The following is an 18,845-nucleotide window of genomic DNA, read 5'->3' as shown; positions in this document are numbered from 1 at the left end:
ATTGGAGAGCCGTATACATTGAAAGGTGTACGTACGGTTCGGAGGGGGGCAGACAAAAACCTGCCATAGAAATATGGTGTGGCGTTGGCTGCCTACCCTACAACAAAAGCAACATCACGTACTCCGTCGCATTCTATTTTCAGTAACGGGTAACGGCAGTTTTACCGGGAAAGGAGGAAGCTTCGTGAACAGTATTCAGATCAAAAATAACCGTATTCTTTACTATGGCAATACCGCTGGCTATATCGAAAAAGGCAGGGCCATTGTCGACCCCATGTTCCAGACCGATGAGATGAAGTCCTATCTTTCAGAAAAGAAAGGATTGGACGTGGAATGGAAAAACGGTACCTTTGCACGGCTGGCGGAAGGCAGCATCGACCAGGAGGGCAATGCGCAGGTACTTAAAAACTGCCGTGTCTGGCAGCTGAAACCCGACACAGACGTCATGATGAAATTCATCGGGTATGACGAGCTGCAAAAAGAGTTCGGGGAACCCGACCCGGACAATTACCTGGTGATTTATGACGGCGAAGTGGAAACCAATGATCTGGAAGAACTGTACGCCAAATTCAACCTTGACCACCCGTCCGGCTATGAGGGGCACAGCCTCTCCATGTCGGATGTGGTGGAATTGTACGATGAATCCGGCAGCTCCTTCCACTATGTCGACCGCTTTGGATTCCGGGAGATTTCATTTCAGGCGTCCGAACAGGAGCAGCTGCAAGGCCCGCAGATGAACCTGTGAACAGGTACCCCAACAGCCGGAGGGCTGTTTTTTTAACCCCAAAAATAAAGGAGGAAACACCATGAGTAAACCGCAAGCCGCAGCCAAGACCCCGCAGGAATCTGCACAGACCGCAGCCGGGCAGCCCATGCCCATGAAGGTAGACGTCAAAATCGGTTCCATCCGCCCAGAGGGTAACATCCGGGCCTATGCATCCATTAACCTGAACGACTGCTTCGCCATCCGCAATGTGAGGGTGGTGGACAGCTCCAAAGGATTATTCGTTGCTATGCCCAGCTACCGCGCGGGCAACGAGTACAAGGACATCTGCTTCCCGGTTACCAAGGAATTCAGGGAACAGCTGAATAACGCAGTGATCGATGCCTACCATCAGGCGCTCACCCAAAGCCAGAGTCAAGACCAGCCAAAGGCGGCTGACGCGCCCCCTTTTGATCAAGCGCCGGAGCAGCATTCCGGCATGCAGATGGCGGGACTTTAAGCCCCACCATTTTTCTCTTTAACAACCAAACAATAAATTAAAATGGAGGTAATCTCAATGAAAAAATTCGTATCCAAGGTAAAAAACCAAATCACAGGCAAGATCCTTATGGCACAGTCCCTGCTTCGTTCCCAGCACGGTGAAGGCTTCGTGGACACCGCAATCAAAATCCTGATGGCTGTTGTCATCGGCGCCCTTGTCCTTGCCGGGCTGTATGCTCTGTTCGGTGAAACGATCCTGCCGACCCTGAAACAGCGCATTATTGAAATGTTCAACTATGGGGGCTGATGTGCTGCTCCTCTTGCAGGGCGGTTTTTTCACTGTCCTTCTGGCGGCAGCCTGTCTCTGGGATATCCGAAAACGGATCATTCCAGACACCCTCTGCCTATGCATTGCCCTGGTCGGGTTTCTGGCTTTTGAGCCGGAAAAACTGTTCGGTGTCTTTGCCGCCACGCCGTTTCTAATCGCCGCCCTGATTTGGGGCGGCATGGGCGGCGGGGATATCAAGCTCATGGCGGCGGCCGGGCTGGTGCTGGGCTTTCACAAAAGCATGGCTGCCATGATCATAGGGCTTACGGCCCTGTTGATCTGCCATGCAGTTTATGCCATTATCCAAAAGCTGCGCGGGAGGGCTGTGCAAAAAGCATACCCCCTCGCGCCTTTTTTAACGCTTGGCTGCCTTGCAGCCTATTTTATTATTATATAAGGAGGAACACTCTATGGGTTTTCTGAAAAACCGCACAATGCTGGGCGTACTCTGCATCGTGCTTTCTTTACTCATCTGCTTTGCGATCACTCCCCTGTTCAACCAAAGTGTATCGCAGAAAACAAACATTGTCCGGGTGGTCAAGGACGTCAAGTCCGGCGCTCAGATCACAAAGGATATGGTGCAGACCGTGGAGGTCGGCGGCTATAACCTGCCGGAGGACGTGATCCGGCAGAGTGAAACTGTGGTCGGCAAGTATGCGTCAGCGGATCTGTTTTCCGGCGATTACATCCTTCCAGAAAAGATATCCGATGTCCCAGCCGCTGAAAATGCCTATCTCTACAGCTTAAACGGTGACAAGCAGGCCATTTCCGTCAGCATCAAAAGCTTCGCGCAGGGACTGTCCGGTAAGCTGGTTTCAGGGGATATCGTGTCGGTCATCGCCCCGGACTACAAGAAGCAGGGCTCCACCGTAATCCCCCCGGAACTTACTTATGTGGAGGTCATCGGCGTGACCGCCAGCACTGGTTATGACACCAATTCTAAAGAGCCTTCCGAGAATACGCAGGATGAAACCGAAAAGCAGCTTCCCGCCACGGTCACCCTGCTGGTTTCCCCGGAGCAAGCAAAAATCCTCGCGGAACTGGAAACGGACGGCAAACTCCATCTTTCCCTTATCTTTCGCGGAAGCAAAGAGAATGCCGCCCAATTTACCGAACTGCAGGACAAGGTAATCGAAACGCTGTACCCGACTCCCGCGGAGCAGAGAACCGGGCAAACAGAGCAGCAAGCCGCCCCGGAAGCTTCAGCAGAACCCGAAAACATTGCACCGGAAGCCGGAGGTGAGTAATGTGATGAACTTTATAAAAGGAAGTATTTTTACCCGCGGTAAAACAGAACCTCCAAACGAGGAACCAGAGCAGGATGTACAGGTACTGGCGGTATGGGGCAGCCCCGGCAGCGGCAAGACCACGGTCAGTGTGCGCCTTGCCAAGCATCTGGCGGATCAGAAAAAGAATGTGGCACTGCTGCTTTGCGACATGACTGCGCCTATGCTGCCCTGCATCTGCCCACCCGGTGATCTTGAGTGCGAACGATCCCTGGGCAGCATCCTTGCCGCCACCCATGTGACGGATATGCTCATCAGGCAGAACTGCATCACCCACAAGAAGATAAGCTATCTGACGGTCATCGGCATGCTCAAGGGCGAAAATGTGTTTACTTACCCGCCTTATACCCAGGAACTTGCGACAGAGCTGATCGACCATCTGCGGGACATCGCCCCATACATCATCATTGACTGTGGCAGCGCCATCGCCCACGATATCTTGTCGGCGGTTTCCCTGCTGGAGGCTGATACGGTGCTGAGACTGGTAAACTGCGATCTCAAGTCCATAAGCTACCTGTCCAGCCAACTGCCACTCCTCAAGGATCAAAAATGGGATTCGGAGAAGCAGTACAAGGTGGCCTCTAACGTAAAATCAAACCAGGCGGGCGAGCACATCGAGCAGGTGCTGGGCAATGTGGCGTTCAAAATCCCGCATTCGGACGAGCTGGAGAACCTTGCGCTCTGCGGGGATTTGTTTAAGGATCTGGCACTCAAGGACAGCCGCGGCTTTCGTGCGGAGATCGCCAAAATTGCAAAGGAGGTGTTTAATGTATGAGTCGAAAAAAACACGGAGATATGGGACAGCAGCCGGTGCCGGTGCCCTCAGAGACAACTGAAAAATCCCGTACAGTGAGCATGGCAGGCAATCAGAGCCTGTTTTTTTCATCTTCGGGAGCGCGCGAGTTCGGCTCCGTGCTGCGGGAGGTGCAGGAGTATATATCCTCGCATTACGCAGGACTGATTACAGACAGCGGCGCAGGAGAGATGAAGGCACAGATCAAACGGTATATCACCAAATACATTCAGGATAACCGCATTGCAGTCTCCGGCATGACACAGCCGCAGCTGGTGGACGCTCTCTACACCGAAATGGCGGAGTTTTCATTCCTCACCAAGTACATCTTCGGAAGCGGCATCGAGGAAATCGATGTGAACGGGTGGGATGACGTGGAGGTGCAGTACAGCAGCGGCGTCACCAAAAAGCTGGACGAACACTTTGACTCGCCCGAGCATGCCGTTAATGTGGTGCGGCGTATGCTGCATGTTTCCGGCATGGTGCTTGACAACGCCAGCCCCACCGTGTTGGGGCATCTCTCCAAGAACATCCGTATCGCGGTATTAAAAGCGCCGGTGGTGGACGAGGATGTGGGAGTAGCGGCAAGTATCCGTATTGTCAATCCGCAGTCGATGCAAAAGGAGGATTTTATCCTGGGAGGAACCGCAACCGAGCCGATGCTGGGCTTTCTGGCGGAATGCCTGCGTTATGGCGTTTCCACCTGTGTAGCTGGAGCCACCAGCTCTGGGAAAACCACGCTGGCAGGCTGGCTTTTAACCACTATCCCCGATGGAAAACGAATCTTCACGATTGAGAACGGCTCTCGTGAGCTGGCATTGGTGCGCCGGAAGGACGGCAGAGTCTGCAACAGCGTCATCCATACCCTGACCCGCGACAGTGAAAACGAGCGGCAGCGGATCGACCAGACCACCCTGCTGGATATGTCCCTGCGTTTTAACCCCGACATACTGGTTGTTGGAGAGATGCGCGGCGCGGAAGCAAACGCGGCGCAGGAAGCTGCCCGCACTGGCGTGGCAGTTCTGACCACCATCCACTCCAACAGCTGTGAAGCCACCTACCGCAGAATGGTATCTCTTTGCAAGCGCGCCGTCGACATGTCCGACGAAACCCTCATGGCCTATGTAACGGAAGCGTATCCCATTGTGGTGTTCTGCAAGCAGCTCGAAAACAAAGCGCGCCGGGTTATGGAAATCATGGAGTGCGAGATCCTGCCGGACGGCACAAGAAACTTTCGCCCGCTGTTTAGGTATCAGATTGCCGAGAACCGTATGGAGGACGGCAAATTCATCATCAACGGCGAGCATGGTGTGGTACAGGGAATCTCACCCGGACTGCAGAGGCGTTTTCTCGAAAACGGCATGCCGCAGGACACCCTGAAACGAATTATTTCGATGGGAGGTGCCGCGGTATGACCACTGTTTTACTTTTCGCCTGTGTCGGTATGATTATCGGCGCCTTTTTACTGTTTGGGATCACACCGTTGGAGTTTACCGATGGGTTGTTCGGTTTTCTGACCCGGAAAAACAAGAGCATCAAGGCGGAGATCAATGAAACGACCCACCGGAAAAAGACCGGCTACCTGCGCCGTGAAGTTACAGAGGTGCAGGAAATTCTAAAAATCACCGGCCGAAGCAAGCGATTCTCCATGGTCTGCGCCGCCTCACTTTTACTGTTTGCGGTGGGCGCAAGCCTCGCCATCCTTCTGGGCAATGTGTTCCTCGTGCCGGTGCTTGCGGTGGGGCTTATGTTTCTGCCCTTCTGGATCATCCGGCTGACGGCGACGCATTACAAAAAGAGCGTAGCGGCGGAACTGGAAACGGCGCTCTCCATCATCACCACGGCGTACCTGCGAAATGAGGATATCCTGACGGCAGTGGAAGAAAGCGCACAGTACCTGAATCCGCCCGTGCGGAATGTGTTCACGGAATTTCTGGCGCAGACAAAACTGATTGATCCAGATGTGGAAACCGCGCTCCATGCCATGAAACCGAAGATCCAAAACGAGGTCTTTCATGAGTGGATCGACGCGATTTGTGCCTGCCTGTACGACCGCAGCCTGAAAACCACGCTGACGCCGATTGTCAGTAAGCTGAGTGATATGCGTATTGTCAACGCGGAACTGGAATTTCTGGTATCCGAACCACGCAAGGAATTCATCATCATGGCAATCCTGGTCATCGGCAATATCCCTGTCATGTACATGCTCAACCGGGACTGGTATCATACCCTGATGTATACAGCAGTGGGACAGATCATTCTTGCGGTGTGCGGGGCGGCCATTTTCATCAGTATGGCATTCGTCATTAAGCTGACCCGACCCATTGAGTACAAACGATAGCCGCGGCTATCGACAAAATCGGAGATATCATAACCGCTGCATGGATGTGGTCGTTTTATTATTAAACTTTTCAGGAGGTGAAACTATTTGCAATCTCTACTATTTTTGTTTACGGCTTTGTTTGCGGCAGGGCTGTTTTTTATTCTGGCGGAGGTACTGAAGCTGCCGGCCATAGGCGCTGCCAAAGCCATGCTGTCTGCTGGAAAAGAGGATAAGAAAGCCGCAAAAACCGTGGAAGCCTGGTTGATGTCAGGCGCCGTGAAGCTTTCAAAATATATCCGAATGGACGAGTACAAGAAAAGCCGGATGACAAATATCCTCAAGGCAGCGGGAATTCCCATGACGCCGGAGGTGTACTCGGCCTATGCCATTGTCAAGGCCGGCGCCATCCTGCTGGGCGTGATCCCAAGCCTGGTGCTGCTTCCTTTGCTCTCACCAGTGTTAGTCATTCTGGCTTTGCTGACCTATTTCAAGGAAAGCAAAAGAGCCGACGAGCAGCTCCGGGAAAAACGGGAGCAGGTAGAAAGCGAGCTGCCCCGGTTTGTGGCAACGATTGAGCAAACTCTCAAGGCCAGCCGGGATGTGCTGGCAATGATCGAAGCCTATAAGAAGAACGCTGGCTCCGCCTTTGCCCATGAGCTGGACGTGCTGACGGCCGACATGCGCTCCTCCAGTTATGAGGCGGCGCTGACCCGGTGCGAGGCAAGACTGAATTCTCCCATGCTTTCCGATGTGGTGAGAGGACTCATCGGTGTCCTTAGAGGCGATGACAGCGCCGTATACTTTCAGATGCTGACACATGATTTCAAGGCACTGGAACTGCAGCGGCTGAAAGGACAGGCGCAGAAGATCCCGCCGAAGATCCGGGTGTTTTCCTTTGTCATGCTGATGTGCTTTCTCTTTACTTACCTTGCCATCATTGCTATGGAGATAGTCAGTTCCCTCGGCAACATGTTTTAGAAAGGAGGAAATCTCATGGATATGGATCGAAAAAAATTAGAAAAAAAGCTGCAGGAAAAGATGGAAGCGAACTACCGCTCCTACATCCAGCAGCTCCAGAACAAACCTGTATCCGATCTGATCGGGCAGGCTGCGGAAATCGCCGCGGTGAAGCTGGTGTACGAGGAACTGATGGAAGCATGCAGTCCGGATTACGCAGAATACCTGATCCGCTTTGAAAATCCGCTGGAGTTGGTAAGTAATTACTGGTTGGATGAACAGAATGTGGCGCACAGCGAAGAAATGGGGCACGTCCTCTGGAACATCGTGGACAAGGGGTTGGGAGAGGGTGATTATGCGATAGATGAAGCATATCAGCCGCCAACTCTTAACGAGGGGGTACGCCTATGTTGAAACGGCTGCACTCCAAACGGGGCGAGGGTTATATCGATGTGGCGGTACTGGTGCTGTGCGTGATGCTGGTCATCGCCGTGGCGGTTAGTGTTTTGCCGGTGTTCGTCACCAAAAATAAGCTGGATACCTATGCCACGGAGCTCTGCCGGGAAGCCGAAATTGCTGGGCGTGTGGGCAGCGAAACGACACTGCGGGCACAGGTACTCACGGAAAAGACCGGCCTGAATCCTGACATCTCATGGTCGAAATCCGGCAAAATCCAACTCAACGAGGAATTTACAGTGACGGTGACTACACAGGCGGATATCGGTCTGTTCGGAGGATTCGGGAGTTTTCCTGTCACTCTCCAGGCTCGTGCCAGCGGAAAAAGTGAGGTATACTGGAAATGACAAATGGAAAATTATGTGTTATACTGAAAGATAAAAAAGGAACATCTTTTCCGCTCATAATTGCGGTTGCCCTTGCGCTGGTCATCATTTTCTGCGGCATATCCGAATACATTCGGCTGGTTATTATTGCACAGGGTGTTCGGGACGCAGTACAATCCGCTGTCATTTCGACAGTGAACGACAGTTATGATGATGTTTATCACGGAGTGCGAGAAGGATACAGCGGTGCTTATCAGCCATCGGCGGATGATTTTGAAGAAAGTCTGGACTATAGTGACATTTACGGACTTCTGGACGAACTGCTGGGGCTGCGTTATGCAGGCGGCTATCATGTGAAATACGCCGGAGATGTGGTAGAATTCAAGCTCTCCAGGCTGTCGGTGGACTTGCAGAATATGCCGCTGGCACCCGGCAGCCCCGACAATAATGATGGCTTTCTAGCCGATGCGGTAATTCGGCTGGAGGTTCCGGTTCGGTTCGGGGGTAAATTGCTCCCCCCAATGCAGATCAACCTCAAAGTACAGGCCAAATATATGCCCTTGTTTTAACAATTTTCGGATTTTCCTGGACTTCTGAAAAAACTTGTAGTATGGTGTGTCATTGAAAAAACACATTAACCTTTTACACAAAAGGAGGTAGTTTGAATGAAACTGACAGACAAAACAAAAAAGAGGCTCACCCTAACCGGACTCGGTGTGGTATGCGTAGTCCTTGTCATAGCCATATCCTCGCAATTCAAGACAGAAAAGCCGGTAGATGTGCCAATCCAGCCCTCTCCGACCATGTCGGGGGTAGTCAACCCCAGTGCGGAACCCCCGACATCCGCCGCAGCGCCGACAACGAAACCGGAGGTAAGCGTTTCACCTATTGATCCAACTGCAACACCGGTCGTGACCGCAGGCACGGATACAGCTGATTCCAGCGGTAAGGATCAAAGCCTGCAGGCAGAGCCTACCAAGCCTGCAGCTCCTACAGAAAAACCTACACCCAAGCCGGAAACTTCTACAAAAGATACAAGCAAAGCACCCGAATATAAGCCGGAGGATACGGTAAAAACTGAACCCAAGGAACCTTCAGGTGGTGAGAAAAAAGATGGCAAGATTTATGTCCCCGGATTTGGCTGGATAGACGATGAAGGTGGGGCTGTTGATCAAAAAACAGTAGGTGGTGAAGGTGATATCAATAAACAGGTTGGAGATATGGACTGAAGATAGTTCTTTAATAAGCTAAAAGCACCGAGTTTTCGGTGCTTTTTGTTGTTCAAGGAGGGTTTAAATGAAACGACAACTCAGCATTTTTTTCGCATTAGTACTGCTGATTTCTTTAGTTTTGCCTATTAAAGCCTACGCTGAGGGGGATGGCAACATAGACCACGGTGGCGGCGGAATGGGCAGTGGTACAAGCGAAAACTATTGGAATTCCGGGAATGAGGGTGTCAGGATAACTGTTATTCGGGGAAGTGACAGAACAGCAGTCACCACTCCCATTGACTTCACCAATAAAACGCCCGCGGTAGCCGTACATTTCGGAAAAGTATCAAAGATAGCATATACAAATGGAAGCTCTATTACACCATCTACGTCAACATATTCGTGTATAAAAGTTGAAATACCTCTTCCACGAATTATAAGCTCCGACAGCGGGCAAGCCAGCATTGAGGAAATTAAGCGATATTTCTGCTCGGAATATGTTTTAATGCGTATTGCCGATGTTACCGGCATGAACTACGATATACTAATCAACGGCGAGTATAAGCTTCTGCTGGAGCCCATCGCATACATGACATTCCAGGGCATCAAGATGGCAATGACCGCTACCGAAGCGGCACTTTACGACCAGCAGTTGGGTGGAGGGCTGCGCAGCAAGATGGTGTCTCTCAGCCATAAAAACTTACCTCTTGCAATGTTCCTCGAAACACCCGACCTCGGCTATCCTGCATGGTCGGGTTCCCGGACATCCCCGGCTTCCAACGCAGATATCATCGCAGCTCTCGGCATTGGAATTGTCCGGTTCAATGAAACACTGGCCGATCCGCCTGAAGTTACAACTTATAATTATGAGTACCGGGTTAATACTGAGGTTATCACCTCAGTCACAGTTCGCGGCGGTCAGGCCGATCCCGATCACCCGGTGACGGTGCGCTTCACTATCGGCGGTCAAACCTATACCGTAAGCGGAGTGTATTATCCGGAGGGTGACCGCCAGCTTGTGTGGGTACGGTGGCGGACACCTTCCACACCGCAGACTATGACCATTCAGGTGGCGGTATCAGGAGGCGGCTCTGCCGGCAGTGGTACCATCACCGCTAAAATCGTAGATCTCTCCGGCAACGATCCGCCCAACCCCGTTGCGGATGACCGTAACGACAGCTATACCGCGCCGGCCGTTCCCAATAAGGCACAGACAACATCGTCCTCCTGGGGAATCTGGCGTCCATGGTGGCATGAATATTGGGTTTGGGAAAGCGACTGGAACTGGCACGGCGACGGAGAAGGCGGAGGCAGCTGGGAGGATGACGGCGAATGGGTGGACAAGGGCTGGTGGGAGTTCGATTGGGACGCTTACCATGCCAGTCTTTCCGCATCCATGAGTATCGTGCCGGATGACAAAAACCCAACCGCATACGGAAAAACCATGAAATCAGGGTATGGCGTAAATCAATATACAACCGCCAATGTCAGCACCAATCAGTCATCAGCAGTGACCGATGCACAAACTGCGGTTACCTATTTTCCTGAATTTCAGTACAAAACATACTGGCGACTGCTGAAACGCACACAGACCGGTTATAACTCCAAATTCGAATTTGCGTCCAATAAATACTCAACTTATAAGCGCAGAACGCAGTTCACCCCGATCTGGTTCCCTGATGGAAGCTATACGCCATACACATGGCTGATCGATTGTTGGACGCCAACTGGTATGCTCAGTATGAACCTTACCGACTCGGTGACCATTCGTGGAAGCCTTTGGGATGACTGGCATATCGCGCCGGTAAAGCCGTAAACAACAGAAAAAGAAACAGGATCGCAGGGCATAGCTTTGCGGTCTTTTTCTTTGCAAAAATCAAATATGAAATATGAAAGGTGGTTAATCTTTATGAAATTCAAACGAATCCTGCCTATCCTTTGCGTAGTGCTCATGCTGGTCTGTGTGTTCAGCACAACCGCTTATGCCGCGCCGAGCGGTGACGTGGCCGGAGCGATCGAAGGCACCTGGAACGATGCTTCTGATCAGATCAAGACCGTCGTTAATAAGGTTGTCTTCCCGGCAATCGATCTGATCCTGGCGGTGTTTTTCTTTGCAAAATTGGCGATGGCGTATTTCGATTACAGGAAGCATGGCCAGTTTGAATGGGCCGCGCCTGCTATTTTGTTCGCCTGTCTTGTGTTTGCCCTGACTTGTCCACTATACATCTGGGGCATTTTGGGGATGTAGTAGAAAAGCACCGAGTAGCCTTAAAGAAAGCTACTTGGTGCTGATTTGCCTTAAGGCTTACAACCAAGCGATGTACGGCGGGCCAAACTCATAGCTGGAGGGAAAAATGCCTCACCGTATTGTTCAGTTAAGTACCTTTTGGAGCGAAAGAGCGAAAAAGAATGCAGTTGTTTGCAGATCACAAAAAGTTCCTTTCTCACGTGCACTTCACGGCACAGGATGAAATTAGACTGTACCGTGAAGTGCATTTAGGAGAGCTACAGTTATTTTTTGCGCAGCTTTTTTATCAGCTTCACGATTTCATACCAGAATACCGCCACAGCCGCAATGCCCACAGCAGTAAAAAACATAGGAGCAGACAGCGGAGCCAGCTTCAGAAACGCATTCAATGGAGAATATAGAATGACCCCCAGCATTGCAAGTGTTCCAAAGTTCACCGCCCACATCACCTTATCTTTCACAAGGCGTTTTATCGACTGCGCTGCTAAATCGTGGTCGGAGCTGTTCACCTGTACTAAGAACAGATTGGAAAGCATGATAATGGTAAGCCCCATTGCACGAGCTGTGGGTGCGCCTGCTGCATTGCCATCAAGTATCGTATAATAAGCACCAAAGGATGCGGCGAAAATAACCAGTCCTTGCAGAACGCTTTTGAAAAGAATGGTTGCAGTGAGCAGCTTCTCTTTCGGATCGCGCGGCTTGCGCTCCATAATATCCATTTCAGCAGGCTGTCGCTCCAGCACAATGGAGCAGGTCGGGTCAATTAATAGTTCCAGCAGCACAACGTGCAACGGCAGTAGCAAGAGCGCAGTGGGCGCGATGCCAAGCATAGGGGCAAGCAAGGATGCAAATGCAATCGGGATGTGGATAGTGAACACGTAGCCAACCGCTTTGCGGATGTTGTCATAAATACGTCTTCCGTCCTTCACCGTCTCTACAATGGTTGTAAAGTTATCGTCCATCAAAATCAGGTCGGCGGCTTCACGAGAAACCTCGCTGCCGCGCTTTCCCATGGCAATGCCAATATCGGCGTATTTCAGTGCAGAGGCATCATTCACACCATCACCTGTCATGGCAACAATCTCGCCGTTTTCCTTAAATGCCTTAACAATCCGCATTTTGTGTTCCGGTACAACACGCGAGAAGATTGAAACATCTTTCACCTCTTCACGAAGCTCCTCATCACTCATTTCGCTTAACATATCGCCAGTGATGATATGATCGCTGTTTGGCATACCAATTTTCTTGGCAATCGAGGAAGCGGTGATACCATTGTCGCCCGTAATCATCACCACACGAATACCGGCCTTGTTGCAAACGGCAATATCGGCTTTTACGCTTTCACGAGGAGGGTCTGCAAGACCGATCAGGCCGCAGAGTGTCAATGTGCAGTCGGTGATTTGAGCAGGTATTTCTGCTTCACTTTGGGGTTTCGCGGTGGCTACTGCAATGACGCGAAGGCCTTCCTTGGACATTTCCATGATTTTACGTTCAGCGATTTTTCTTTTTTCATTGCTCATGTTGCAGATAGTCAAAATCCGTTCGGGAGAGCCTTTTGCTGCAATGACAAGCTCTCCGTTTCTGCGCCAGACATGACCCATCATTTTCAGCTCGTTGGTGAACGCGTATTCGCTGACCAGCTCTCCGCTGAAAAGATGTTCCTTGGAGATGCCAAGATTGTCGCAGTGGGAAAGCATCGCTTTTTCCATGGGGTCGTAGGCATCTGTTTCGCAGCCGAGTCCCATGGTTTCACACAATGTATGGTTATCTCCATCCAGTGCCCATACATCTTGCACTGTCATTTGATTCATGGTAATGGTGCCGGTTTTGTCTACGCAAAGTACTGATACCGCACCCAATGTTTCCACGGAAGGAAGCTTACGCACCAAAGATTGCTTTTTGGCAAGCCGCCATGCGCCCATAGAAAGGAACACGGTAAGAATAACCGGAAATTCCTCGGGTATCATCGCCATCGCAAGGGTAATGCCGGAAAGAATGCTTTCAATCAGTCGGTCGCCTATGGCATGGTCCGGAATATTGAACCATGTGAATAAACCCACCAGGGCGAACAGGACTGCGGCAATCCCCGCACATAGCTTAACAAGGCTACCAGTTTGCTTTTGCAGAGGTGTATCCTCATCAGGTGCGGCGGTCACATTTGCACCGATTTTACCGTATTCAGTGACGGCACCAATTTTATCCACACAAACGGTTGCCGTGCCTTGTGTGACCAAGGTGCCTGCGTAACAATAGTCTCGACGCCAATAATCGGTGGTCGGCTCGGCGTTCTCGGTGGGGAGTTTCCAAACGCCCTCTGCTTCGCCAGTTAGGGAGGATTCATCCACACAGAGGTCGCTGCACTTTACCACAATGCCGTCGGCGGGGATTTTGATGCCCTCGTAGATCATCATCAGGTCACCGGGAACAAGATCAGCACTGGCAATGGTCTGCTCCTTGCAGTCACGGATGACGGTGATATGTGGCGCAGACAGGTCTTTGAGGGCATTGAGTGTTTTGTCGGTTTTCCACTCTTGAATGATGTCAATACTGATGATGCAGATGACAAACACCAGCATGATTGCTCCGTCTCTCGGCTCACCGAGAATGAAATAGATGATTGCCGCTACGATGAGCAGCAGAAACATCGGCTCACAGATGATGTGCAGAGCCTTAGAGAAAAAGTTCTGCTTTTTACCCTGCGTCAGTTCATTCTTACCGTACTTCTCCTGTAGCTTGTGTGCTTCGGCAGCGGTAAGGCCTGCCATGTTTGGTTTGTTGCTTGTCATAAAAGTTACCTCCGTTTAGCCTTTCGGCATTCGTTCGATAGCTCTATGGCACTCCATTTTTCGGGGTCGTTGTTCCATTTGGGTATAAAAATAGCACACCTATGGAACATACTACTGTCCCGCAGATGTGCATAAATTGCAATCTGTTGCCACTCGTTGGGTGGCCCGGCCCCATGACCTCCGTTAAAAGGTTCATCGCCTGCTCAGTTTGTACTGTTGATCTCGCATCCACAATCGGATGTAATGCAGTGCAAAGAGATTACTAGACCATTATATGCACTACCTTATCCTTTGTCAACCACAATGCGATATTCTAATACTTATTAAACGATAACAAGGAGGACTTCGTATGAAGGTAAAAATCCGTTCACCGTCCTTATCCAAGGATGGACTGGCAGATACTTGGAATGTAAAAAAGAGAGCAGGCCGGCTTCTTGTTAATGGATTTGGCCTGCTCAAATTAGCATATCCCCTTATGTGAGATGAAGGAGGTAAGGACAAATGAACAAAGATACTTTTTGGAGAATTATAGACGAGGTTAATTCAGAGACAGATCAAAACAATCAATCTGCTATCTTGAAAGTGACCGAGAAAAAACTCTTGGCGTTTTCGTCAAAGGATATTATAGATTGGCACAATATAAAAAAGGTGTATATGGATTTAGCCTACCGAAACGATTTATGGGCGGCCTGCGCCGCAACGCAGTCTCACAGCACAGATGATGGTTTTATTGACTTTCGCTCTTGGTTGATATCGAGAGGAAGAGAAGTCCACATGGACGCTCTAAACGACCCTGATACGCTGGCCGAACATGACTTTCCAATAGGTACAGCAGACTTTGAGTCATATGGATATGTTGCGCATGACTGTTATGCGGTCCAAATGGCGATGGAAAGCAAAGGCTTAAATTCTTTCCTACTGGATTATAGTTCTTGGCTTACGGGAAATTCGGCCACGCTGAATGACTTTTATGAATGCCACCCTAAAAAGGGAGTGAGTAATGAGCAACGCATTGCTGCCGCCTACCTCAGAGCATTATCTCAAGTGTACGACATCTACAACGCAACCGAGCAACAATCGCTGAGTGAAGAAACTACTGCGGAGATCATGGCGGAAATTAGAATCAGGCCAGACATTGACCCTGACTGGAGTATTAATAATTTGCCCCAAATGTTACCTTGTCTGTGTGAGAAATACAATGTTGAGGAAATGCACGATGATATGGAGTTTAATATGAAGTAAGGATCAACTGTCAGATACTTAGCACGTAATTAGCGTAACCAATTGACTTTCAATGCATAAAGTGATATTATAATGGCAAGAATATTAAACGAAAATCATGATTATAATATCACTTGTGGAGGTGAGAATATGGAACAAATCGGATATGGAGAACACATTTCCGACACTGTCAGAAATATGCCTTATGAGTCAGCAATCCAAACCGAGGACATAGCTGAGCAGTTGGCGGTGAAGTATGCACTTCCATACGATAAGGCCAAAACCTTAACCAATGTCAAGCTGAAACGGATGGCAGACAAAGGTGAAATTGAAAGACTGCAAAAAGGAGTATACTGCCATGTGAAGCAAACCGTCTTTGGGAAAGTTACGCCCAGCATTGATGAAGTGGTGATAAAAACATTAACGGTACAGAATGGCGCGAAAATAGGATATGAATCCGGGGCGTTCCTGTTTAATAAGCTGGGACTGACAACCTTGATTCCCCGTGATATCGAAATCACTACAGACCGTTATGGAGCAAAGCTGCCCGAAGGCTGCCATATCAAGGTAAGAAAGCCGTCTGCGGTTGTGACAGATGAGAACTGGAAATATTTGCAGTTTATCGATATGTTAAGTGAACTGCCAAATGCTCACATTGATGCGGAAAAGCCGGAGCAGTTGCTGGTGCAATATGCACAGAAGCAGCAACTAGACGGACTTACACTGATCTTCACAGCTCGCAGGCATTACACATCGAAAATTTTATTGCCGATTATAGACTTACTCATGGAGGTGAAAAATGAAGTTACATCAAGATAGAGATGCGTTTGAAGCCCTGCTCTCCGATGTTAGCAGGAGAACAGGAATTCGAAGTGACATCGTAGAAAAAGACTATTATCTGACACTGCTTCTATGGGAACTGGCAGAAAGGCAGGGCACGCTTCCCGCATACTTTAAGGGAGGCACCGCCCTGTATAAAGCAATAGGCCGTATGAAGCGCTTTTCCGAAGATATTGATCTCACAGTTGAAATCCAGGACTGCTCTAAAAGTCAAGGAAAAAAGCGCTTGGAAGTTGCGGCGAACGGCTATCATACTCTTTCGAGGACATCGGACAAAGCGAGAGAAAGCAACCAAAGGGGCAGCATTACCAGCGTATATGAATATAATCCCGTCACCGCTGTCGACGCTGATGATGCACTTCAACGGTTCGGTTATGTGAAAGTTGAGGCGACATCCTTCACGATCAGCGAACCTGTTGAATCCCTTGAAATTTCGCCTCTTCTCTATTCGGAAGCAACCTCAGAGCAGCGCCTGGTCCTTGACGAAAATTATGAGGTCAAGCCATTTACCATTAACACCATTAAACTGGAGAGAATTTTTGCAGACAAAGTATTGGCTGCGGAGTTTTACTACCAACGACATATGTTGTTTGATACCGCAAAGCATCTTTACGATCTTACCACGATGATGGAGCAGGACAGAATACAGTCGCTGCTCTCTGCACCAGATGAACTGGTAAAAATGCTTGCCTACAAGCGCAAAGAAGAAAGGGAAAGGATCGGCAGTGATCTTGCGGAAAAACCGTTTTCTGACTTTAAGCTGTTTCAAGCAGTTGGCATAGATACTGAACTGACTGCGGCATTTATTAGAATGCAGGAGATTTATGTATTTTCACAAAGTGATATCCTTTCACCTGCACAACTGTCTAAGAGCATGACTGTACTTAACCAAGCTCTGCTTAAGCTGGATGAAGATCTAGAAATGACGCAGACTGCCAGCGAAGGTACAGAACAGAGGATGCTCTGAAACTAAGCTGGTAACTCTAAAATTAAATAGCTAAAACCATGACTCAAGGTTCTCGTTTATTTACGAGAGCCTTTTTTTCAAGTTCAAGGCGTACCTTCCAAAGGTGCGCCTTATTTTTTTAGAAAGAGGTGAACCCAAAATGTTTATATGGGACTTTGTAGCCGATACGGTGCTGGACCAGATCATCGACTGGATCTACGGCCAGATCATCGGTTTCCTCGCTAATTTCTTTGGCGAAATGGGCAATATGGGCGCCGATCTGTTCGAGATGAGCTGGGTACAATCCATCGTCCTGTTTTTTGTTTATCTGGCGTGGGCGCTCTATGTCACCGGTCTGGTGGTATCCGTTTTCGAATGTGCAATCGAATACCAGTCCGGCCGGGGCAGCGTCAAAGATGCCGCCCTCAATGCCCTCAAGGGCTTTCTGGCAGTGGGCCTGTTTTCCACCGTGCCTGTGGAGCTGTACAAGCTGTCCATTTCCCTGCAGAGCAGCCTGACAGCGGGAATCACCGGCTTTGGCTCCGGTATCGACACCCTCGCAAGTAATATCATCAGCGATCTGAGCGCGGCGGGAAGTCTTGAAAGTGCCGGAAGCGCTGGTGTTTTCGGTGGCATAGGGACCGTTACCAGCCCCATCATGATGCTCTTTATCCTGATCCTCATGGGCTATGCAATCATCAAGGTGTTTTTCGCTAATTTAAAGCGCGGCGGTATTCTGCTCATTCAAATTTCCGTGGGCAGCCTATATATGTTTTCTGTACCACGCGGTTATCTTGACGGTTTTGTCAGCTGGTGTAAGCAGATCATTGGTCTGTGCCTGACGGCGTTTCTGCAGGCGACCATTCTCACTGCGGGACTCATGGTGGTCAAAGACCATGCCTTGCTGGGGCTTGGGCTGATGCTGTCCGCTGGAGAGATCCCCCGCATCGCGGGAGCCTTCGGTCTGGATACCAGCACCAAAGCCAACCTCATGAGTGCGGTATATACGGCACAAACCGCAGTCAACATGACCCGGACGGTCGTAAAGGCGGTGGCTGCAAAGTGAAGCTGGTTTATATCTGTTCCCCTTACGCCGGAGATATCGAAAGCAATATCCGGTTTGCCAAAGACGCCTGCCGCTATGCCATGGAGCAGGACTGTGCACCTGTGGCCGTCCATCTTCTGTACCCTCTGCTCCTGAATGATGCAATACCCTCAGAAAGAGAAACCGGAATCCGGATGGGGCTGCGGGTACTGGCTTCGTGCGAAGAACTGTGGATCTGCGGCGGGCATATCAGCTCCGGCATGCGCTGTGAAATCGCGGAAGCAAAACGGCTCGGCATCCCCATTCGAAACATATCAACCCAACAAATACAAGGAGGAACTTATATGAAGCAATACGGTATCTTGGCCCGCCGGAGTGCCGCCTCAGTCTGCGGCTCCGCAGAAGCATGGCTCAAGCAGGATGGCGAACCCGTAACCTTTGACACCTATGGGGAAGCGGCCACGGAAGCAAAAAGACTGATGCAGGACATTCGTACACCTAATGTGTCCTATTTTCCCAAGGAAAGAGAAATCGAGCTGGAGGAAGCGCCTTCCCCCGGCATGAAACTGCAGCTGTGACTTTATCGCTGACCCTCGGAAGTCTGTTTGACGGGATCGGCGGTTTTCCGCTGGCAGGCGTCCGGCAGGGGTTTACTCCTGTATGGGCCAGCGAAATTGAACCGTTTCCCATTGAAGTCACGAAGATAAGGCTTCCGGATATGCTCCATGTGGGTGACATTACAAAACTAAAAGGCTCGGAGTTGTCCCCTGTGGACGCAGTCTGCGGGGGCTCGCCATGCCAGGATAATACCGAAGAAATAGTTATCCCGAAGAGTGGATTATTATAGTAGAAAAAAGATAGATAACACCTCACTT

The 18,845-nt window shown here is 50.1% G+C and carries 23 protein-coding genes and 1 riboswitch; of the genes, 22 read left to right on the top strand and 1 reads right to left on the bottom strand.

Annotated elements, in window-relative coordinates; genetic code table 11:
* Positions 1-184 precede the first annotated feature (184 nt).
* The 15 genes from KCX82_RS22095 (at position 185) to KCX82_RS22025 (ending at position 11,132) form a co-directional block, all read left to right on the top strand.
* On the top strand, positions 185-745 hold the full coding sequence (locus KCX82_RS22095) for a YodL domain-containing protein (RefSeq protein ID WP_014315024.1): 561 nt from the start codon (positions 185-187) through the stop codon (positions 743-745).
* A gap of 61 nt (positions 746-806) precedes the next feature.
* The gene (locus tag KCX82_RS22090; RefSeq protein ID WP_014315023.1) at positions 807-1,223 is read left to right on the top strand and encodes a SpoVG family protein; all 417 of its coding nucleotides are present in this window, start codon (positions 807-809) and stop codon (positions 1,221-1,223) included.
* Positions 1,224-1,280: 57 nt separating this feature from the next.
* A complete protein-coding gene (locus KCX82_RS22085; RefSeq protein WP_014315022.1) occupies positions 1,281-1,511 on the top strand; it encodes a DUF6133 family protein in 231 nt (76 codons plus the stop codon).
* A complete protein-coding gene (locus KCX82_RS22080; RefSeq protein WP_041700328.1) occupies positions 1,501-1,929 on the top strand; it encodes a prepilin peptidase in 429 nt (142 codons plus the stop codon). The genes KCX82_RS22085 and KCX82_RS22080 overlap by 11 nt, the downstream gene beginning before the upstream one ends.
* Before the next feature lie 13 nt (positions 1,930-1,942).
* Complete coding sequence (gene cpaB / locus KCX82_RS22075) at positions 1,943-2,779, top strand: Flp pilus assembly protein CpaB (RefSeq protein ID WP_014315020.1); 837 nt, start codon at positions 1,943-1,945, stop codon at positions 2,777-2,779.
* A gap of 4 nt (positions 2,780-2,783) precedes the next feature.
* The gene (locus KCX82_RS22070) at positions 2,784-3,593 is read left to right on the top strand and encodes an AAA family ATPase (RefSeq protein WP_014315019.1); all 810 of its coding nucleotides are present in this window, start codon (positions 2,784-2,786) and stop codon (positions 3,591-3,593) included.
* A complete protein-coding gene (locus KCX82_RS22065) occupies positions 3,590-5,026 on the top strand; it encodes a CpaF/VirB11 family protein (protein WP_014315018.1) in 1,437 nt (478 codons plus the stop codon). Before KCX82_RS22070 ends, KCX82_RS22065 begins: the two co-directional genes overlap by 4 nt.
* On the top strand, positions 5,023-5,952 hold the full coding sequence (locus tag KCX82_RS22060; protein ID WP_014315017.1) for a type II secretion system F family protein: 930 nt from the start codon (positions 5,023-5,025) through the stop codon (positions 5,950-5,952). The genes KCX82_RS22065 and KCX82_RS22060 overlap by 4 nt, the downstream gene beginning before the upstream one ends.
* Before the next feature lie 87 nt (positions 5,953-6,039).
* Positions 6,040-6,912 (top strand): hypothetical protein, encoded by an 873-nt coding sequence (locus tag KCX82_RS22055; RefSeq protein WP_014315016.1) that lies wholly within the window; start codon positions 6,040-6,042, stop codon positions 6,910-6,912.
* A gap of 15 nt (positions 6,913-6,927) precedes the next feature.
* On the top strand, positions 6,928-7,305 hold the full coding sequence (locus tag KCX82_RS22050; protein WP_014315015.1) for a DUF3848 domain-containing protein: 378 nt from the start codon (positions 6,928-6,930) through the stop codon (positions 7,303-7,305).
* The gene (locus KCX82_RS22045) at positions 7,299-7,694 is read left to right on the top strand and encodes a DUF4320 family protein (protein ID WP_014315014.1); all 396 of its coding nucleotides are present in this window, start codon (positions 7,299-7,301) and stop codon (positions 7,692-7,694) included. The genes KCX82_RS22050 and KCX82_RS22045 overlap by 7 nt, the downstream gene beginning before the upstream one ends.
* Entirely contained in the window at positions 7,691-8,242 is a 552-nt protein-coding gene (locus KCX82_RS22040; protein WP_014315013.1) for a hypothetical protein, read from the top strand. The genes KCX82_RS22045 and KCX82_RS22040 overlap by 4 nt, the downstream gene beginning before the upstream one ends.
* A gap of 96 nt (positions 8,243-8,338) precedes the next feature.
* Positions 8,339-8,902 (top strand): DUF6550 family protein, encoded by a 564-nt coding sequence (locus KCX82_RS22035; RefSeq protein ID WP_014315012.1) that lies wholly within the window; start codon positions 8,339-8,341, stop codon positions 8,900-8,902.
* Between the two features lie 67 nt (positions 8,903-8,969).
* Entirely contained in the window at positions 8,970-10,700 is a 1,731-nt protein-coding gene (locus KCX82_RS22030; protein WP_014315011.1) for a DUF8193 domain-containing protein, read from the top strand.
* 93 nt (positions 10,701-10,793) lie between these two features.
* Positions 10,794-11,132, top strand: coding sequence for a DUF3852 domain-containing protein (locus KCX82_RS22025; protein WP_014315010.1), 339 nt, complete (start codon positions 10,794-10,796; stop codon positions 11,130-11,132).
* 263 nt (positions 11,133-11,395) lie between these two features.
* On the opposite strand, the gene KCX82_RS22020 is transcribed toward KCX82_RS22025, so the two are convergent.
* Positions 11,396-13,918 (bottom strand): cation-translocating P-type ATPase, encoded by a 2,523-nt coding sequence (locus KCX82_RS22020; RefSeq protein ID WP_014315009.1) that lies wholly within the window; start codon positions 13,916-13,918, stop codon positions 11,396-11,398.
* Positions 13,919-14,030: 112 nt separating this feature from the next.
* Positions 14,031-14,135, bottom strand: a riboswitch (NiCo riboswitch).
* A 132-nt stretch (positions 14,136-14,267) separates the two neighbouring features.
* On the opposite strand from KCX82_RS22020, the gene KCX82_RS23095 reads away from it, so the two are divergent.
* The 7 genes from KCX82_RS23095 to KCX82_RS21990 all read left to right on the top strand — a co-directional run bounded on the left by KCX82_RS23095 (position 14,268) and on the right by KCX82_RS21990 (position 18,817).
* Positions 14,268-14,399, top strand: a complete 132-nt coding sequence (locus KCX82_RS23095; protein ID WP_014315008.1) for a hypothetical protein — start codon at positions 14,268-14,270, stop codon at positions 14,397-14,399.
* 20 nt (positions 14,400-14,419) lie between these two features.
* Positions 14,420-15,160: a DUF4240 domain-containing protein gene (locus KCX82_RS22015; protein WP_227020620.1), complete on the top strand. Its 741-nt coding sequence runs from the start codon at positions 14,420-14,422 to the stop codon at positions 15,158-15,160.
* A 129-nt stretch (positions 15,161-15,289) separates the two neighbouring features.
* Positions 15,290-15,958 (top strand): DUF6088 family protein, encoded by a 669-nt coding sequence (locus tag KCX82_RS22010; RefSeq protein ID WP_014315006.1) that lies wholly within the window; start codon positions 15,290-15,292, stop codon positions 15,956-15,958.
* Complete coding sequence (locus KCX82_RS22005; protein ID WP_014315005.1) at positions 15,939-16,946, top strand: nucleotidyl transferase AbiEii/AbiGii toxin family protein; 1,008 nt, start codon at positions 15,939-15,941, stop codon at positions 16,944-16,946. The genes KCX82_RS22010 and KCX82_RS22005 overlap by 20 nt, the downstream gene beginning before the upstream one ends.
* Before the next feature lie 139 nt (positions 16,947-17,085).
* Positions 17,086-17,991, top strand: coding sequence for a conjugal transfer protein TrbL family protein (locus tag KCX82_RS22000; RefSeq protein ID WP_227020619.1), 906 nt, complete (start codon positions 17,086-17,088; stop codon positions 17,989-17,991).
* Complete coding sequence (locus KCX82_RS21995; RefSeq protein WP_014315003.1) at positions 17,988-18,548, top strand: DUF7768 domain-containing protein; 561 nt, start codon at positions 17,988-17,990, stop codon at positions 18,546-18,548. The genes KCX82_RS22000 and KCX82_RS21995 overlap by 4 nt, the downstream gene beginning before the upstream one ends.
* Positions 18,545-18,817, top strand: a complete 273-nt coding sequence (locus KCX82_RS21990) for a DNA cytosine methyltransferase (RefSeq protein ID WP_465250699.1) — start codon at positions 18,545-18,547, stop codon at positions 18,815-18,817. The genes KCX82_RS21995 and KCX82_RS21990 overlap by 4 nt, the downstream gene beginning before the upstream one ends.
* Positions 18,818-18,845 lie beyond the last annotated feature (28 nt).

This window comes from Sinanaerobacter chloroacetimidivorans, assembly GCF_018128545.1.
Classification (GTDB): domain Bacteria; phylum Bacillota; class Clostridia; order Peptostreptococcales; family Anaerovoracaceae; genus Sinanaerobacter; species Sinanaerobacter chloroacetimidivorans.
Note: the sequence above shows the minus strand (reverse complement) of the source record. Positions and strands in the feature narration are given on the sequence as shown.

What these genes read in the sequence shown, in the direction of transcription:
- KCX82_RS22090 (WP_014315023.1), top strand. Translation starts at nt 807, where the DNA reads ATGAGTAAACCGCAAGCCGCAGCCAAGACCCCGCAGGAATCTGCACAG.
- KCX82_RS22085 (WP_014315022.1), top strand. Translation starts at nt 1,281, where the DNA reads ATGAAAAAATTCGTATCCAAGGTAAAAAACCAAATCACAGGCAAGATC.
- KCX82_RS22080 (WP_041700328.1), top strand. Translation starts at nt 1,501, where the DNA reads ATGGGGGCTGATGTGCTGCTCCTCTTGCAGGGCGGTTTTTTCACTGTC.
- cpaB (WP_014315020.1), top strand. Translation starts at nt 1,943, where the DNA reads ATGGGTTTTCTGAAAAACCGCACAATGCTGGGCGTACTCTGCATCGTG.
- KCX82_RS22070 (WP_014315019.1), top strand. Translation starts at nt 2,784, where the DNA reads ATGAACTTTATAAAAGGAAGTATTTTTACCCGCGGTAAAACAGAACCT.
- KCX82_RS22065 (WP_014315018.1), top strand. Translation starts at nt 3,590, where the DNA reads ATGAGTCGAAAAAAACACGGAGATATGGGACAGCAGCCGGTGCCGGTG.
- KCX82_RS22060 (WP_014315017.1), top strand. Translation starts at nt 5,023, where the DNA reads ATGACCACTGTTTTACTTTTCGCCTGTGTCGGTATGATTATCGGCGCC.
- KCX82_RS22050 (WP_014315015.1), top strand. Translation starts at nt 6,928, where the DNA reads ATGGATATGGATCGAAAAAAATTAGAAAAAAAGCTGCAGGAAAAGATG.
- KCX82_RS22045 (WP_014315014.1), top strand. Translation starts at nt 7,299, where the DNA reads ATGTTGAAACGGCTGCACTCCAAACGGGGCGAGGGTTATATCGATGTG.
- KCX82_RS22040 (WP_014315013.1), top strand. Translation starts at nt 7,691, where the DNA reads ATGACAAATGGAAAATTATGTGTTATACTGAAAGATAAAAAAGGAACA.
- KCX82_RS22035 (WP_014315012.1), top strand. Translation starts at nt 8,339, where the DNA reads ATGAAACTGACAGACAAAACAAAAAAGAGGCTCACCCTAACCGGACTC.
- KCX82_RS22030 (WP_014315011.1), top strand. Translation starts at nt 8,970, where the DNA reads ATGAAACGACAACTCAGCATTTTTTTCGCATTAGTACTGCTGATTTCT.
- KCX82_RS22025 (WP_014315010.1), top strand. Translation starts at nt 10,794, where the DNA reads ATGAAATTCAAACGAATCCTGCCTATCCTTTGCGTAGTGCTCATGCTG.
- KCX82_RS22020 (WP_014315009.1), bottom strand. Translation starts at nt 13,918, where the DNA reads ATGACAAGCAACAAACCAAACATGGCAGGCCTTACCGCTGCCGAAGCA.
- KCX82_RS23095 (WP_014315008.1), top strand. Translation starts at nt 14,268, where the DNA reads ATGAAGGTAAAAATCCGTTCACCGTCCTTATCCAAGGATGGACTGGCA.
- KCX82_RS22015 (WP_227020620.1), top strand. Translation starts at nt 14,420, where the DNA reads ATGAACAAAGATACTTTTTGGAGAATTATAGACGAGGTTAATTCAGAG.
- KCX82_RS22010 (WP_014315006.1), top strand. Translation starts at nt 15,290, where the DNA reads ATGGAACAAATCGGATATGGAGAACACATTTCCGACACTGTCAGAAAT.
- KCX82_RS22005 (WP_014315005.1), top strand. Translation starts at nt 15,939, where the DNA reads ATGAAGTTACATCAAGATAGAGATGCGTTTGAAGCCCTGCTCTCCGAT.
- KCX82_RS22000 (WP_227020619.1), top strand. Translation starts at nt 17,086, where the DNA reads ATGTTTATATGGGACTTTGTAGCCGATACGGTGCTGGACCAGATCATC.